Source organism: Thiothrix fructosivorans (assembly GCF_017349355.1).
GTDB classification, from domain to species: domain Bacteria; phylum Pseudomonadota; class Gammaproteobacteria; order Thiotrichales; family Thiotrichaceae; genus Thiothrix; species Thiothrix fructosivorans.
Genome location: NZ_JAFMPM010000008.1, coordinates 1011843 through 1026483 on the forward strand (window position 1 = coordinate 1011843; position 14641 = coordinate 1026483).

12 protein-coding genes are annotated in these 14641 nt (G+C 47.7%); 3 read left to right on the plus strand and 9 right to left on the minus strand.

What is annotated here, in order from left to right; translation table 11 throughout:
- Positions 1-88: 88 nt before the first annotated feature.
- Entirely contained in the window at positions 89-1681 is a 1593-nt protein-coding gene (locus tag J1836_RS19145; protein WP_207252712.1) for a hypothetical protein, read from the plus strand.
- 144 nt (positions 1682-1825) lie between these two features.
- Here J1836_RS19145 and hflC read toward each other — a convergent pair whose 3' ends face one another.
- Together hflC and hflK are read right to left on the minus strand one after the other, a co-directional pair.
- Positions 1826-2815: a protease modulator HflC gene (hflC, locus tag J1836_RS19150; protein WP_207252714.1), complete on the minus strand. Its 990-nt coding sequence runs from the start codon at positions 2813-2815 to the stop codon at positions 1826-1828.
- Entirely contained in the window at positions 2812-3789 is a 978-nt protein-coding gene (gene hflK / locus J1836_RS19155) for an FtsH protease activity modulator HflK (RefSeq protein WP_207252715.1), read from the minus strand. Before hflK ends, hflC begins: the two co-directional genes overlap by 4 nt.
- Before the next feature lie 166 nt (positions 3790-3955).
- On the opposite strand from hflK, the gene J1836_RS19160 reads away from it, so the two are divergent.
- The gene (locus J1836_RS19160) at positions 3956-6715 is read left to right on the plus strand and encodes an SUMF1/EgtB/PvdO family nonheme iron enzyme (RefSeq protein ID WP_207252716.1); all 2760 of its coding nucleotides are present in this window, start codon (positions 3956-3958) and stop codon (positions 6713-6715) included.
- Position 6716: 1 nt separating this feature from the next.
- Here J1836_RS19160 and J1836_RS19165 read toward each other — a convergent pair whose 3' ends face one another.
- From J1836_RS19165 to J1836_RS19195, 7 genes are all read right to left on the minus strand, one after another.
- Complete coding sequence (locus tag J1836_RS19165; protein WP_207252717.1) at positions 6717-7163, minus strand: hypothetical protein; 447 nt, start codon at positions 7161-7163, stop codon at positions 6717-6719.
- A gap of 4 nt (positions 7164-7167) precedes the next feature.
- Positions 7168-8586, minus strand: coding sequence for a sensor histidine kinase (locus J1836_RS19170; RefSeq protein ID WP_207252718.1), 1419 nt, complete (start codon positions 8584-8586; stop codon positions 7168-7170).
- Positions 8587-8621: 35 nt separating this feature from the next.
- Entirely contained in the window at positions 8622-9833 is a 1212-nt protein-coding gene (locus J1836_RS19175; RefSeq protein ID WP_207252719.1) for a response regulator, read from the minus strand.
- Positions 9834-9846: 13 nt separating this feature from the next.
- Entirely contained in the window at positions 9847-11052 is a 1206-nt protein-coding gene (locus tag J1836_RS19180) for a sensor histidine kinase (protein ID WP_207252720.1), read from the minus strand.
- Positions 11053-11123: 71 nt separating this feature from the next.
- Complete coding sequence (locus J1836_RS19185; protein WP_207252721.1) at positions 11124-11981, minus strand: PleD family two-component system response regulator; 858 nt, start codon at positions 11979-11981, stop codon at positions 11124-11126.
- A 472-nt stretch (positions 11982-12453) separates the two neighbouring features.
- Positions 12454-12738, minus strand: a complete 285-nt coding sequence (locus tag J1836_RS19190; protein WP_207252722.1) for a Uma2 family endonuclease — start codon at positions 12736-12738, stop codon at positions 12454-12456.
- Between the two features lie 82 nt (positions 12739-12820).
- Positions 12821-13153 (minus strand): hypothetical protein, encoded by a 333-nt coding sequence (locus J1836_RS19195; protein ID WP_242632925.1) that lies wholly within the window; start codon positions 13151-13153, stop codon positions 12821-12823.
- Positions 13154-13306: 153 nt separating this feature from the next.
- Here J1836_RS19195 and J1836_RS19200 point away from each other — a divergent pair, with 153 nt between their 5' ends.
- Positions 13307-14626, plus strand: a complete 1320-nt coding sequence (locus J1836_RS19200; RefSeq protein ID WP_207252723.1) for an ATP-binding protein — start codon at positions 13307-13309, stop codon at positions 14624-14626.
- Positions 14627-14641 lie beyond the last annotated feature (15 nt).

Sequence of the window (14641 nt, forward strand, 5' to 3'; positions counted from 1 at the left end):
CATTCCGTTTATGGGCTAGAGTCGAGGAGCGGTATTCACCGTTTGTCGAAAAAGAATGTCCATTCATCATGATGCGAGGGTTTACGCCATGCCTACTTTTGACACGAACTTAGTCAATGCGCACTTACGCGCCTTTCGAGCCAATCCCGTTGAAACCATGCAGACCATTCCGCCCAAGCAAAATGCCAGCGGTGAAATGGTATCGACCAGCCCGTTTGCAGCAGAAGACGCAGCCACTCACGCCTACAGCGCAGGGCGTGATCAATTGCGTACCAACATGCTCCAGAAAGGCGTTACGACCCGCGCTGCGATTGAGGCGAATGACGACCCACGCAAATTAGCCGATACCTTCAAATACGACAGTTTGCCTGCCATTGAAGCAGCAGGTTTGCGCACGGCAAAACTGGCGGTGCAACCGTGGAGTGGCGATTATTGGGCAACCGCCAGTGGTGGCTTGGGGAATCGTTATGCAGGTTGTGGTGGTATGGGGGGCGGATGGGATATGAATTACGAATATACCCGCACCCATCCTTCCAAAGTCATCCTCAACAGCGGCAGCGAAGTGTGGGTCAACGAGCTTTCCCCCTCTGAAAAATACGACGCACTGGTGGGCGATGCGGCTGAAACCCTCACGCGCATGTCGTGGTTGGATGGCAAGAAATACTTCGATGTCCACAAAGAAGTGCCCGGCTGGTTTGGTATTTGCCACGGCTGGGCACCTGCTGCTTTCATGTTTCCACGCCCTGCCAAAAGCGTGAAATTGCTTACCCCCAATAAACAAACGCTGACCTTCTACCCTTGTGAAATCAAAGCATTGGCATCGTTGCTGTGGGCGCGATCCAATCCGACCACGCGCTTTATCGGCGGGCGTTGCAATGTTGAAAAGCCTACCATTGACCCCGCGACAGGGCGCGTGATTACCTTGTATAACCCGTACATCGCGGCAGATTACGGTACGGATCAGCCACTTGAACCTAGTCAACCGCGTCCGGGTGAAACTGAAGTCTCACTTTCCAGCGAAACGTGGAGCGAGGATGGCACAACCGGCAGGGAAGGCGGTCGTCCCACGCAAAGCCAGTGTTTCGACACCAATCCCGGCGCGTGGCACTTGGCGGTGGTCAACCAGCTTGGCGTGTCCAAACGCAGCATGATTATGGATGCCAGCTTCGACTATCAGGTGTGGAATCAGCCATTGCTGGGTTACCAATACACCTATTTCAACCCGCAAACCCTCAAGCAAACCGAGAAACTGGCAGAAGCGACCACGACCAAAACTGCGTTTACTGCGGATATTTTCAAGAAATACCGTAGCCCCAAAGCGGTGTCCTTTGTCGGTATCGTGATGCGCGTTACTTACATGGGCGAAAACGGCAACAGTCAGGAACACACCGATACGTCAGACAATGATTCCATCGCGACGGTCGATTACTACTACGATCTGGAACTGGATGCAGCGGGCAAGATCATCGGCGGCGAATGGTATAGCAATTCCCACCCCGACTTTTTGTGGACTCCGCCGAAAGACGGGCGTGCCGTCAGCCGCTACGAAGCCTTGGCAACGGGGACGTGGGCAGCCGGAAAACCGATGCCGGATAGTTGGCGAGCAGCGGCGGCAAAAGCCTCAGCGGATATGACTCCGCTGGCGGCGATTGTTGAGTATATGGTCAAGTTAGCGAAGTAGATGTGGGGGCTATATTCACTGCATCACTCCGAACACTCCCCCATCCCCAACCCCTTCCCCCGCAAGGGGTGAAGGGGCTAAGAAGTATAGTGCTCCTCTTGCCCCCTTCACCCCTTGCGGGGGAAGGGTTGGGGATGGGGGTAATTATGGGAGAGGGGTTGGGGTGAGGGTCTTCCCCTGTGTTTGTTTCAACAATGAAAACACTTCGCTGTCGGTGGACAGGATCAAATTGGTATCCGGTGTCAGAATCGCTTGGTACGCATCCATCGTGCGCGTAAACGCATAAAAGTCCGCCGCCGCTGGGGTTTTGTTGTACGCATTGGCGTAGATTTCGGCGGCTTTGGCATCGCCTTCGCCGCGTGTTTCTTCCACTTTGCGGTAGGCTTCGGACTGAATACGGTTCAGGTCGCGGGTCATATTGCCGCGTATGCGTGCCGCTTCGCCGTTGCCTTCGGAGCGGAAACGTTCGGCAATCTGGCGACGTTCGCTAATCATGCGTTCGTAGATTTTCGGTTCGACGCTGGCATTGTAATTGATGCGCTTGAAGCGGATGTCGAGCAATTCCACCCCGAATACTTTCACTTTTTCGGCGGCGGCTTTGAAGATTTCCTGTTCGACTAGCACGCGCCCTTTGTGGATGGGGACGAGCGTGCCGACGGCTGAATTGTCATCGGCAACGTCGCCGGTTTCCGTCAATACGGGGTCTTTGAGCGGTACGCGGTTTTTGGTGGTGCGCACGATTTCAATCAGTTCGTGTTTGGCAACGGCGTTGCGGGTTTCGCTGCCGAGGATGTCATCCAGTCGTGACAGGGCGCTGCGTTCATCGCGTAAGCGCAGGAAATACGCGAGTGGATCGATAATGCGCCAGCGGGCAAACAGGTCAACCGAGATGTAGAGTTTGTCCTTGGTGGGCATGTCGGAGGGGCTGCCGTCCCATTCGAGGATGCGTTTGTCGATGCGGTTCACTTCCTGAATGAACGGCACTTTCATTTTTAAACCGGCGGCGGTGACGGGTGCGCCCACGGGTTTGCCGAATTGGGTGAGGATGACTTGCTGGGCTTCGCCTACGGTGTAAAACGCGTTGAAGAGGACGAACGCCAGCAACCCGGCAACGATAATGAGCAAGCGATTCATGGTTTGGCCTCCGCTGGGGTTTTCTGGTTGAGGTTGAGCAGGGGCAGGAGATTTTTCATGTCTTCATCAACCACGGTTTTGTTCTGAATGCCGGGGAGAATGGCTTGCATGGTTTCCAGATACAGCCGCCGTTGCGTGATGTCGGGGGCTTTTTGGTATTCCGTGAAGACGGCGTTGAAGCGTGCTACATCGCCTTCGGCTTCGTTAATGCGTTTGAGGCGGTAGCCCTCGGCTTCGCGAATACGCTGGTCTTTTTCACCTTCTGCCAGCGGAATGACTTTGTTGTAGTCGCGGCGGGCTTCGTTGATCAGCTTTTCCTTTTCCTGCTGCGCTTGGTTGACCTCGTTGAAGGATTCTTGCACGGGGGCGGGCGGGTTGATGTTTTTGAGTTGCACTTGGTCGATGCTCACGCCCATGGTGTAGCGGGTGGCGAGTTGCTGCATTTTGAGCAAGGCTTCGGTTTCGATTTCTTGCCGCCCGATGGTAAGCACTTCATCCACGGTGCGGTCGCCGACCACTTCGCGCATCACCGATTCGGAGACGTCGCGCAAGGTTGCGCCGGGTTCACGCACTGCAAACAGGTATTGAGTCGGTTCGGAAATACGGAATTGCACCACCCATTCGACCAGCCCGACGTTGAGATCACCGGTGACCATGGGCGATTCTTCTTCGGGCGTGTCGGAATACTGGTCGGCATTAGTAGCACCCGCCGTGCCGAAGCCGAATTCCTGTTTCAACTGACGCTTGACGGGCAGGATGGTGACAACATCCACCCCCAACGGAATTTTGAAGTGCAAACCGGGTTGGACTTCCGACTGAAGTTTGCCAAAGCGTTGCAGGATAGCGACGGAATCACTGGGGACGGTGTACCACGATGACCACGCGGTAATACCGAGCAGTACGAGGATAATGGGGGCGGCACTGAGATTGCGCAGGGATGGCAAGTTCAGCGCGGATGACACAGATAGTTTCAACGGGGTTTCCTCCGATCGTAATCTTTATTATAGGAATCACTGTACGCCGGATTGTGCGGTTTGGCGATAGCGGCGGGAAGAACGGCGGAAGAAAGCGATGGTTTCCTCTCTGCCTAAATTCTGCTATTAATCCATCAGGAATTTTGAACAGGGGATTTCCTTGCTTATGTCTCACACACCACCCGTTTTTATCAGCTACCCGCAAGATGGTGCGGCTGGGCAGGCTTTGGCAAACGAATTGTTCCAGCGTTTGCAGGCTGAAGGCATTACCGCATTTCTGGATACGGAAAGTATCCGCTTGGGCGAACGCTGGATTCAGGCATTGGGCAATGGGGTAAAGCAATGCCGGGTGGTGTTGTCGGTGGTGTCGTCTGCTTCACATGACCGCCCGTGGGTAGAAAAGGAATACATTGAAGCCAATAAGTTGCGAATCCCGATCATTCCAGTGTTGGCAACTGCGGGTGATGTACCGTTCCAGATGAATGATGTGCAGGTTGCCCGACTGTATGGCGACTACAAGGAAAAGGATTGGCAGCGGTTGCTTGCCCGCATTCGCGAGTATTTGCCTGATGGAAACACGGACAATGACCTCGAAACCCGTGTCGATGCCTACCTCGACTGGGTGCAAAACACCTTTCTGCGTGACATGGATGCCTATACGGCGATGGATGGCAAAAAGCGGGTGCGGGCACAGCCACAGGTTCGCCGCAAGCGCTTCATTGTGGATGAGGATTTTGCCGAACTGGTAGGTTTGCGGGCAGGTTGTGGGGAAAAGCAGGTACTGGAAGAAAAGACCTTCGACAATATCCTTGATGCCTTGGGTGAAACCGGGCAGGGCGTGTTTCTTGGCAAGCCGGGGGCGGGTAAGACCACCACTTTATGGAAGCTGGCGGACGACGAAATTAGGGCAAACGCCCAGCGAGAACGTGGGAAACGTATCGTTCCGGTTATTTTACGCCTTGGTTTTTGGACGAAATCAGATCAGTTATTATTGGATTTTGTTCTTGCCCAAACCAACATTGAGGGGCAAAAGCTGGGTGATGCCTTTTCCACGCTGTTGGAACAAAACCGCATTCTGCTGGTGCTGGATGGTTTGAACGAAATGCCCGTCATGTGGCAGAAGGATAAAGGCCGCCAAATTCGTGAATTTCTCGCGGTAAATACACTCTTGCGGGCGTATGCCTCTTGCCGGGAAGATGACTACTGTGATGATGTGCGTCAACCTTTACCGGAATTGCAGATTCAGCCCTTGAGCATTTCCCGTATCCAGCAATTTATCCATCAGTATCTGGTAGCCGATCAGGTTGAACAGGCAGGGCAGGAAGCTGAAAATCTGTTTTGGGCAATCGCTGGCGGGCAGGATGTGCGTGAGGTTTGGGCATTATGGGAAAAAGTGGGTGCTACCCAAGAACAATTCTGGACAGGTACGGAAATTCCGCAAGAAAACCCGAATGTTTACGGCGCGACAACAACCAAACATGACCAAATCTGGCAAAGCAAAATCCGTGATAACCCCCATAACTTGATCAGGCTAGCGCGTAACCCCTATTTGTTGGCCATGCTGATGGCTATTTGCGAACCGGGCGAGGCATTTCCTGCCAATCGGGGTGCACTGCTGGCAGGCTTCTACCGACAGTTGGTCAAGCGGGAAATCCAACGGCAGCAAGACAAAGCCAACCTGTTGCAGGATGGCGGCAAACAATTGGAAGCCCTGATTGGCAAACTGGCGTGGACAATGGCGGAGCAAACCCAAACCAGTTCCCCGCGTTATGAAACCCTGAGCATCATGGGGCATGATGAACAATGGTTGAAACTCGCTATCCGCTGCAATGTGCTGGAACAGATTGGTGACAATATTCGTTTCAGTCATCAGCTACTACAGGATTATTTTATTGCCATCGGGATGCAGCAGCGCTTGGATGCAGGGGAATTGCCCGCTGAACATTTTTGGCAACAAACTGGCGAATGGTGGGAGCCAACGGGCTGGGAAGAACCTGTCGTATTGCTGGCGGGCTTGTATCAGGATGACTGCACGTCTGTTATTCGCTGGCTGGAGCAGGCGAACCCTAAATTGGCGGCACGTTGTATCGGTGAGAGTGGTGTGCCGTGCGTCGATGTTACCAAAGCCCATGTACAGTCGCTTTGGGTAGAGCGTTTGAGCAATCTTGAAACCGATCCTAACCCTCATGCCCGTGCTGCTATTGGTACAGCCTTGGCGAGTGTAGATATGCATGGTCGTCCGCTGGATCAGCGTAAAGGGGTAGGGTTGGATGCCAAAGGTTTGCCTGACATCGACTGGGTAGCAATTGACGGCTACAAAATGAGCCGCTACCCAGTCACAAACGCCCAATTTCAGGCATTTGTCGCAGATGCTGGTTATGAAACAGATGAGTGGTGGGAAGGACTGCAACGGTCTGAGTCAAAACCAGATCATTATTGGAAAGAAAGCAACCACCCAGTGGAAGGTGTGAGTTGGTACGATGCAATGGCTTTTTGTCGTTGGTTATCTACCGCAACAGGCCAAGAAATCCGTTTGCCGACGGAACAGGAATGGGAAAAGGCAGCGTGTGGTACGGATGGGCGGGAATACCCGTGGGGTAAAGACTACAAAACAGGCTATGCTAATATCAACGAAACGTATGGTGAAACTGGAATATATAATTTACAAAAAACTTCTGCTGTGGGTATTTATCCCCAAGGTCAGTCACCCTACGGCCTGATGGATATGTCCGGGAACGTCTGGGAGTGGTGTCTTAATAAATATAAAGAGTCTCAAGTTACTCTCGACCTTTCTGGCTGTGTTCGTGTGGTTCGAGGGGGGGCTTGGTATCACTATACCGAGTCTTGTCGATTTTCTTCCGATAATAGACCTCCTCATGATCGCTACTACGATCAGGGTTTTCGATTGTTGCTTCGTTGCTGTTAGTTTACATTTTTATGAACTCTTTAATTTTATCACATATTTTTAAGTCTTGTTTTTTTAGTATTATCTCTGGGGGTATATCCACCTTATTGTTAAAAGCAGTTAGTATTTTCATCTTTTCTTGTGTCAGTGTGGTTTTGGATTGAAGGTAAACTTGTAAGGCAAGTCCACATATGGTTTCTTTTTCTTGTAGGGATTTGTATTTTCCTGTTACTTTATCATCGTCCCAGAAATCTGTAAACTCTTCCAGTTCTTTAGGAACTGGCATAAAGAGATCTATTAGGAAATAATTGTCAGCATGAGGATCTATTTTGGGGATATGACGAATAAAATCTCTCACTGCATTCGTGCCGATGTAAGATATAAAAGTTACTTTATCAAAAAGGCACTTTTCCATCATGAGTTCATGACGATCTTCATCATCAATCCAGTATAATTTTTTCTTTACCATCTTGTTAATCTCCTGCTATTGGAATTTTTAGGGTGAATGTTTGTTGCCAAATACCTTCTTCTATTAATACAGGTGTTTCGGCATCACATTTCATGTTGGCTTTGTTGCATAGAATATCAACAATAGCTAATCCCAATCCATAACCGGATGCTGGGCCAGCACCAATGATTTTATAACCTAGTGCAAATATCCATTTGAGTTGTTCTTTTGACATTTCCTTGATGGTGGGATTGCTTATTCTGCATACTAATTGGTTGTATTCACGACTTATATCAATTGTGATGCATGGATTTTTAGTATTGTCATCAGCAAATTTGAAGGCATTACTGAATAGATTGAACATTACTTGTCTTAATGTATCTTTAGATACGGCTAATTCTATTTTATTATAATCATTGTCATATTTTGTAAATATAGCACGTTTTCTTTTGGCAAGAGTATTGGCAATTCGATGTACATCCAAAATTTCAGTAAGTCGAGTTGTCATCATTGTATTTGAATTGGGTTCTTGGTATAAGTGGCTCATGTTTTTTATGACCGCTTCGAGAAACTCGAAGTTATCAATGGCTCGAGTTTTTATTTCTGATTCTGGTATCTCATTAAGGGTTTGTTTGGCTACACTCAATGGAGTATTTAGTTCATGATTGAGCATTTTTAACAAAATAGTTTGTAAGTTAACAGAATCTCCCCATAGTAGGAATGGAGCAAGCCGCAATGCTACAGTTCTAAGTAATTTAGTACGGCGAGTAGTGAAATAGTTTTCAGTGTCGGCATGTACGACCATTAGGTAGCTATTTCGACCTGCTTTAATAGGAAATCCTGCCCATGCTTTTATGTTATGAAGATATTTTTCATAATCGGGAGTTTGCTTAATTTGGTTTTGAATGTACTCCCTACTCTTCTGTTTGTTTTGTCTTCCTAGCCACTTGGGGAAATCTTGGATGAGGTAGTTACCATACTTGTTTGCATTATCAATGGCATCACGAAATGGCCTGACCTTTTGTGAGTGTCTGATTGAATAATGTTCAGCCATTGAGCCATAGCCACCGATGCCCAGAACGGATTCCCCCAGATCCTCCTTAAGAAAATACCAGTTAATAATATGTTTATGTTTTGTGGCTGGAGGTTTCTTTGGGATGTCTTCAAGCAAAGGCTCATCGTCAACAAACTCCCACCAATCGATGAGGCGATTTAGAAACAAATTAATAATTTGATTGGATGTGAAATTGCCATCATTTTCATTTATTAATGATAATAAGTGTCGAATGGTTTCTGTAAATGCCTCATGCCAGAGTTTTAATTGGTTGGCTTTGTCTTTGCTACGGTGTTTTTGAATTTCTGTTATAACTGCATTGAAGAAGATCTCCATGGTGTCAAGGTCTTTTTTTTCTATTTTTCCAGGACTATCTGTATCACCAGCCATGTCAAATTTTGCTTTCCACCATAAATAGTCGTTGACTAACCTGTCTTTGCGTATATGATCATAACGTCTATCAAAGCTAGTAGTCCTACAGGTTCTCTTTTTTTCTTTTTATTTGGTTTTGTAATAAAAATGGGGATTTCTATCCGAGTTATTTTATAGGGTGGCCATCCGAGGTGTTTATCACAGAGACTTTCAATCTCTCCTGGTTTATCTGTTTCATGATACCAGCCACCTGAAGGTAAATGAAATGCGTTTTTGGTATCTAAAGAACTTTGAGTTGTAAGCTTGTCTTCTTTGAACCAATCGGCTTTTTTTGTTTTGAATCCACCGTTTGTACTAAAATAAGGGATGAGTGCATAATCAAATTTATTTCTCTTTTTTGTATCATCATAAAATTGACGGACTTTGTAAAAACGTAAGCGAGTAATTCCCCATTGTTTCATTACTTCTGCAACATCCTTAAGGAAATCGGCTAGATTATTTCGATCTTGTCTAAAGAATTGTGGGGTTTCTTTTGCATCTCGATATTCACGAACAAACCAATAATATTTTTCACCTAAGTGGTATAGTCTGAAAAATGTCCATTGTCTTTTATCTGTATTCCATTCTTCACGCCTAACAAAAGTATCATCTCTTAAATTTAAATCATGAAGCATAAATCGCAATGAAAGTTTGTCACTATCTCCAATAGGCATGTTATCGTAATTATTGTTTTTCCAAATGATGGTTTTTGTAATATCTGTTTCTTGCCTTTGTGTGTCTTCTGGGTCAAACAAGTGAATGCTAATGGCTGGTTTCAGTTGCTTGGCAAGTCTCTCGAATTCTTGGGGATTTAATAATTGATACGGTGTTTGAGGTGCATCTGGTTTAATTAAGCTGGGAATTATAGTGAGACGAAAGGGTTTGCCTATAATGCTAGCAATGAGATAGCCATTCTGATTGAGTGATTCTATAGTGGGTAGGGTTGCTGTATCTACGTCACTTGCAACCCGCCCCAGAGTAACATGAGTACGTTTGATATAGTTTTGTTGATCAAGGATTTTCAGCCATTGATGCAAACTTTTTGAATTATCTAGCAATATTAAGTTGGGATCATGCTCTTGGAGTGTGTCTAGCAGCTTGTCCAGCTCTGATATATCTAACCACTCTGCTTGCCACTTGGAAATGTCAGCATATAGACGAAAATGTTCGGCAAACGCCCTATCATCATCGATCAGTAATACTCGTACTTTTTGTTTTGTACTCATGCTGGTTTTGCTCTTATCCTAAAGTCAACGGGATACGCAAGGTGAAACAAGTCCCCATGCCGCGTAAATTTTGTGTCAAGGTAATGTCACCACCCACTTTTCGGGCTAGTGAACGTGCTAGCCATAGTCCGATGCCATGACGTTCACTTGTTTGCCGTGCGAAGGATATGCCCGGCTGGAATAGTCGCCCGACTTGGTGGGAGGGTATGCCGTTACCATTATCGCGTACCTGAAACTCTAGCCAGAAGTTGCCATTGTCATGCAGAATCTGGGTTAACAGGCTTACCTTGCATTCCTGATGGCTAGTATGGTGTTTGATGGCATTGCTAACCAAGTTGCCAAGTGGAATGCTGATATTGGCGGAATCAATACCGAGTGTCAGTTTGGGGTTGTTGATGATACGGAAATGAACCCCACATTCTTTTGCATAGGGCTTCAACATTATACTTAGAGTGTTCAGTAAATCTGATACGGATGCTGGTTCTGTACGTTGAGCTTGCCCTTTGAGTAAAACATCGGCCAATGTTTCCATAGGCAATACGGATTCTTCCCGTAGTTTGGTTGTAATATTCGTTAGCGTTTCAGTTGTCTGATTACTAAGACCCTTTTCTAAAGTATCCAGTCCAGCCAGTAGTTGATGCAGGTAATTGCGGTATTCATGGACAAGGCTGTGGGCGGCAATTCCGCTGCTGATAAAGTTGGCGTTGTGCTTGACCCAAGCGTGCAATTCGAGGTTGGCGTATTTTTCCCGTATACCATCTTGCAAGGTACGGGCTAACGTTGGGTGTTCGGTACTTCTCCAGCCTAACCCGACTAGTCGGGCGAGTGAGCCATCGTGCGATATAACGCTGAACCAGTGATATTCGGCAAGCTGGCTACCTAATAATCTGGTATCCGCATGGTCGCCGCGTTGGAGGGTGGTACTCTCCACACGTTGCTCCATCAAAAGATGTAAATCACTTTCTTGTATCGTTTTGGCAAGATCACTGGTGGGGAATGGCGTTATTCCTGCGCCATATTCCCAGCGTAGTTGACCTTGTTCTAGCGCAATAATGGTTACGGAGTCAATTACTTTGTCTTGTACCAGCCTCATACAGTAAATGTGGATGTTTTGTTGCTGTGGCAAGTTAGGATGTGTATCCAGAAACTGAATGCTTTCAGACCAAACTACCTTGCCTTCATACAAGTCAATGATTTGCTGGGGCAACAAAGGCCGCATCAATGCTCCTCGAAGAAAAGGAGCCTGTTGCCGGATGTACTGGATATCCTCTGGCAGAAACAGGCTGGAAACTAATGCGCAAGGGGGGGGGATACTTCCTCTGCTTGTGCAAATAGTTGCTGGGCGAGTCGTAAGCCATCGTTAGGTTGCGGCAAAGCATTATCTATCAGGATTAGATTTGGTTGAAACTCTTGGATGCGAGCCTTAAGTATTTGTACTAGATCATCTGGGTGCAGGCTTGGTGTGTGCTGTATGGTTTGGGTTTGTGCTCCGTTGCTGTTTAATATTTGCTGTAAACGGTACAAACTGTCTTCTCTGTCATCTACTAAAAGGATCCGGCAGCCTTTCAGCAACGCGTATTCATCCTCTGTGTCAATGCCGGTTGCTTGTAAAATGTGCCGTATATGTAGACGCTCTTTGATTGAGGCTCCTCGTGCAGTCGTGTAGGCATCGCTCCAGAAACTCACATTTTGATGCTGGATGCTGCGTATCACGCTAGCGACAGGATAACGTGGCAAGCGGTGAATTTCCGTGATGGTGGCTTGTACTTGATCATTGGATTCCAGTAATAGGTGTTGGAATCCCTCTTGAGGTGGTGTATGACCAATGCTGCCATCTGCCCACGGTAAAGTATCGAGTGGAATATAAATTGGAATATCAGGTTGAAATGGGTTATTGGGGTTTTGGTTAAGGTAAACGGTGGGGTTGAGTTGGATAAGGTAGCCTTTGAGAATGTTCTGTTCACTGTGGACAGATCTTATGACCTTGCCTTGTACCCTGTCTCCGTACTGTAACGGCAAATTTTCCCATGGATTATTTTCAGCCCACCGTTCATTGGCGTAATACAAAGCATTTTTGCCGTCCATGCGCCGATGGGTAATCATAAAACGGCATTTTTTTCGTTCAGCATATTGCGGAATGTCTTTCATCAACCGACTATCGGTGGCGGCATGACTATCATGTTGGTAAAGACGCACACGCTCTCCATCATCCAGACGGAAATCACAACTGTCTACATGGCGACTTATGACGGTCGCTGTGAATACCTCTCCGATCAATGAGCTAGGAGGTTGTTTGAGTTCATAGGGCGGCATAGGGAAGACCATCCATGAAAATTATGACAGTTCCATTGTAGAGGATGTTTAAGGTTTGTGCATTCCTACTGAATCATAATTTTCTAGAAGACGGGATGAATCTGATGTGAATGCAGGTATGAGGGACAGTCCTACCAACAATTATGGATTCGATCCACTGCCACACCTAATTACTCTGGCTTTTTCAATATAGGCAATTCAATCCATATAGCAGGCAGAATCTTCAAGTCTTTGAAATGCTTGTCAGCCGAAACAAGATGCTGGCACTGATGATGGAGCGCTAGTGACAGATGTCGCTGTGCTAGATTTATTCATGGTTTCCAAAAAACACATACCCTAAATCAATCCCCGTTTCCTCGAACGGCGGTATTCGCGCTGCCTTCACCTGTTCCGCAGTGGCGCATTCTACCGAAAACACCACATGGTAATGTTCCCCCACCAACTGGTAAGCGATCAGTGTGCGATCTTCCGGCGAGATCACCCAGTAAAACGGTACTTGGTAGCGTTGCAGTGCCATGAAGTTGGTGAATAGGTCTTTGCGCTCATGCCCCGGCGAAGTGATTTCACACACCCAATCGGGCAAGGTTTCCATGATGCCTGTCGGGCGGGTAGGACCCCGCTCTTTACGCCCACTGCCATTAAGTTAAGGATTGTGGCGAGCTGTAGGTCGGGCTTCAGCCCGACAATTTCCTCAAAAAACCTAGAGAATGTCGGACTAAAGTCCGACCTACTGGGCTTAATGGCAGTGACTCTTTACGCCAACCCGCCAAATCGTGAGTAGGGCAATGGTTTTCGGTATAACGGACGCTGATTTCAGTCATGATCCACCAGCCGCCGCTGCCACTTTTGCGTTTAAATGGCAGGGTTTCATCTGACAAGCCCGATTGCACCAGCGCATGTTCTGAGCGTGCCATTGGACGTTTAATCAGTTCCCCGTTCATCAATTCGATGCGTTCTGAACTGGCAGCAAGCAAGTCATCGACGGTTTTGAGTTTGAGAGCTTCCACGGCGGGCTTCCTGTTAGTGGCTTTTATCAAATCTAGCATGGTATTGATGTATAGAGAAAGTGATAATAAAAATTAACACTTTTTCACAAAGTCACCCATAATTATAAACGATTCGGCGATGATTGACAGGCATTCGGTCGGGAGCACCACCACATGATTAAAATCCTTCAAGAAATACTCTTAGATTTTCAAGATCTTGAGCTTTTTTCTGGCATACCGCGTCGTTTGGATGTCACGCCCGTCCACGGCAAAGCCACTGTCTGTATCGGTGTGCGCCGAAGCGGCAAGTCAACCTTCATGTCGCAACTGATACAAAAACTGCTAGATGGCGGTGTCTCGCGCCAAAATATCCTTTACCTGAACTTCTTCGATGACCGTCTGCACGGGCTTCAGCAAAGCGGTTTGGGCGTGATTTTGGATGCGTATTACACGCTCTACCCCGCTAAGAAAAACAGCGAAAAGGTGTACTGTTTTTTCGACGAAATTCAGGCGATTGAAGGCTGGGAACCGTTTGTGGATCGGCTGATGCGTACCGAAAACTGTGAGGTGTACATCACGGGTTCGTCAGCGCGAATGCTTTCCAAGGAAATTGCCACCCAAATGCGCGGTAGGGCGTTGTCGTGGGAAGTCTTCCCCTTTTCCTTCCGCGAATATCTCGATTATGTGGGAGTGGAAGCGGGTGACGGGCAGCTTTCTACCAAGCAGCGCTTGTTCGTGCAAAATGCTTTCGAGCAATATTGGGCAGCAGGTGGTTTCCCCGAAGTCGCGGGTTTGGAGAGGCGCTTGCGGGTCAAGATTCATCAGGAATATTTCCATGCAGTGCTGTTCCGTGATCTGGTGGAACGCCATGATATTTCCCACCCCAAAGCGGTGACGGATTTGGCGCATTGGCTAATTGACAATACTGCCTCTCTTTATTCCTTGAACAAGCTAACAGCGTATTTAAAATCGTTAGGGCATAAAGCCCCTCAGTCAGCAGTGGCTGATTACTTGGAATGGTTTGAAGACGCTTATTTTCTGTTTACCGTGCGGCTGTTTGATGCCTCGTTGAGCCGTGCGAACGCTAACCCGAAAAAGATTTATTGTATCGACCATGCCATGGTCACGTCGGTCGCATCGGGGATTTTGGTTAATGCGGGGCATTTGCTCGAAAATCTGGTGTTCATCACGCTGCGCCGCCTGACCCCCGACATTTTCTACTACAAAACCAAAAGCGGGCGCGAAGTGGATTTCATTGCCCAGTGGCGAGACCATGCTCGGTTATTGGTACAAGTGTGTGAATCACTGGCAAGCCCGACAACCCGCAAGCGTGAAATCGCAGCACTGGAAGAGGCAATGGCAGAACTGAATTTGCCCAATGGTATTATCGTGACACGCCATGAAGAGGAACGTATCGTACTTAATGTAGGCACTATCGAGGTCATCCCCGCATGGCGGTTTCTATTGTGTAACCCCCCGTTTTGTACTAAATAGTAAACACGCCGAAAA

Coding starts and splice junctions, on each gene's coding strand:
- J1836_RS19145 (WP_207252712.1), top strand. CDS start 89: ATGCCTACTTTTGACACGAACTTAGTCAATGCGCACTTACGCGCCTTT.
- hflC (WP_207252714.1), bottom strand. CDS start 2,815: ATGAATCGCTTGCTCATTATCGTTGCCGGGTTGCTGGCGTTCGTCCTC.
- J1836_RS19160 (WP_207252716.1), top strand. CDS start 3,956: ATGTCTCACACACCACCCGTTTTTATCAGCTACCCGCAAGATGGTGCG.
- J1836_RS19165 (WP_207252717.1), bottom strand. CDS start 7,163: ATGGTAAAGAAAAAATTATACTGGATTGATGATGAAGATCGTCATGAA.
- J1836_RS19170 (WP_207252718.1), bottom strand. CDS start 8,586: ATGGCTGGTGATACAGATAGTCCTGGAAAAATAGAAAAAAAAGACCTT.
- J1836_RS19175 (WP_207252719.1), bottom strand. CDS start 9,833: ATGAGTACAAAACAAAAAGTACGAGTATTACTGATCGATGATGATAGG.
- J1836_RS19180 (WP_207252720.1), bottom strand. CDS start 11,052: ATGCGGCCTTTGTTGCCCCAGCAAATCATTGACTTGTATGAAGGCAAG.
- J1836_RS19185 (WP_207252721.1), bottom strand. CDS start 11,981: ATGAAAGACATTCCGCAATATGCTGAACGAAAAAAATGCCGTTTTATG.
- J1836_RS19190 (WP_207252722.1), bottom strand. CDS start 12,738: ATGGAAACCTTGCCCGATTGGGTGTGTGAAATCACTTCGCCGGGGCAT.
- J1836_RS19200 (WP_207252723.1), top strand. CDS start 13,307: ATGATTAAAATCCTTCAAGAAATACTCTTAGATTTTCAAGATCTTGAG.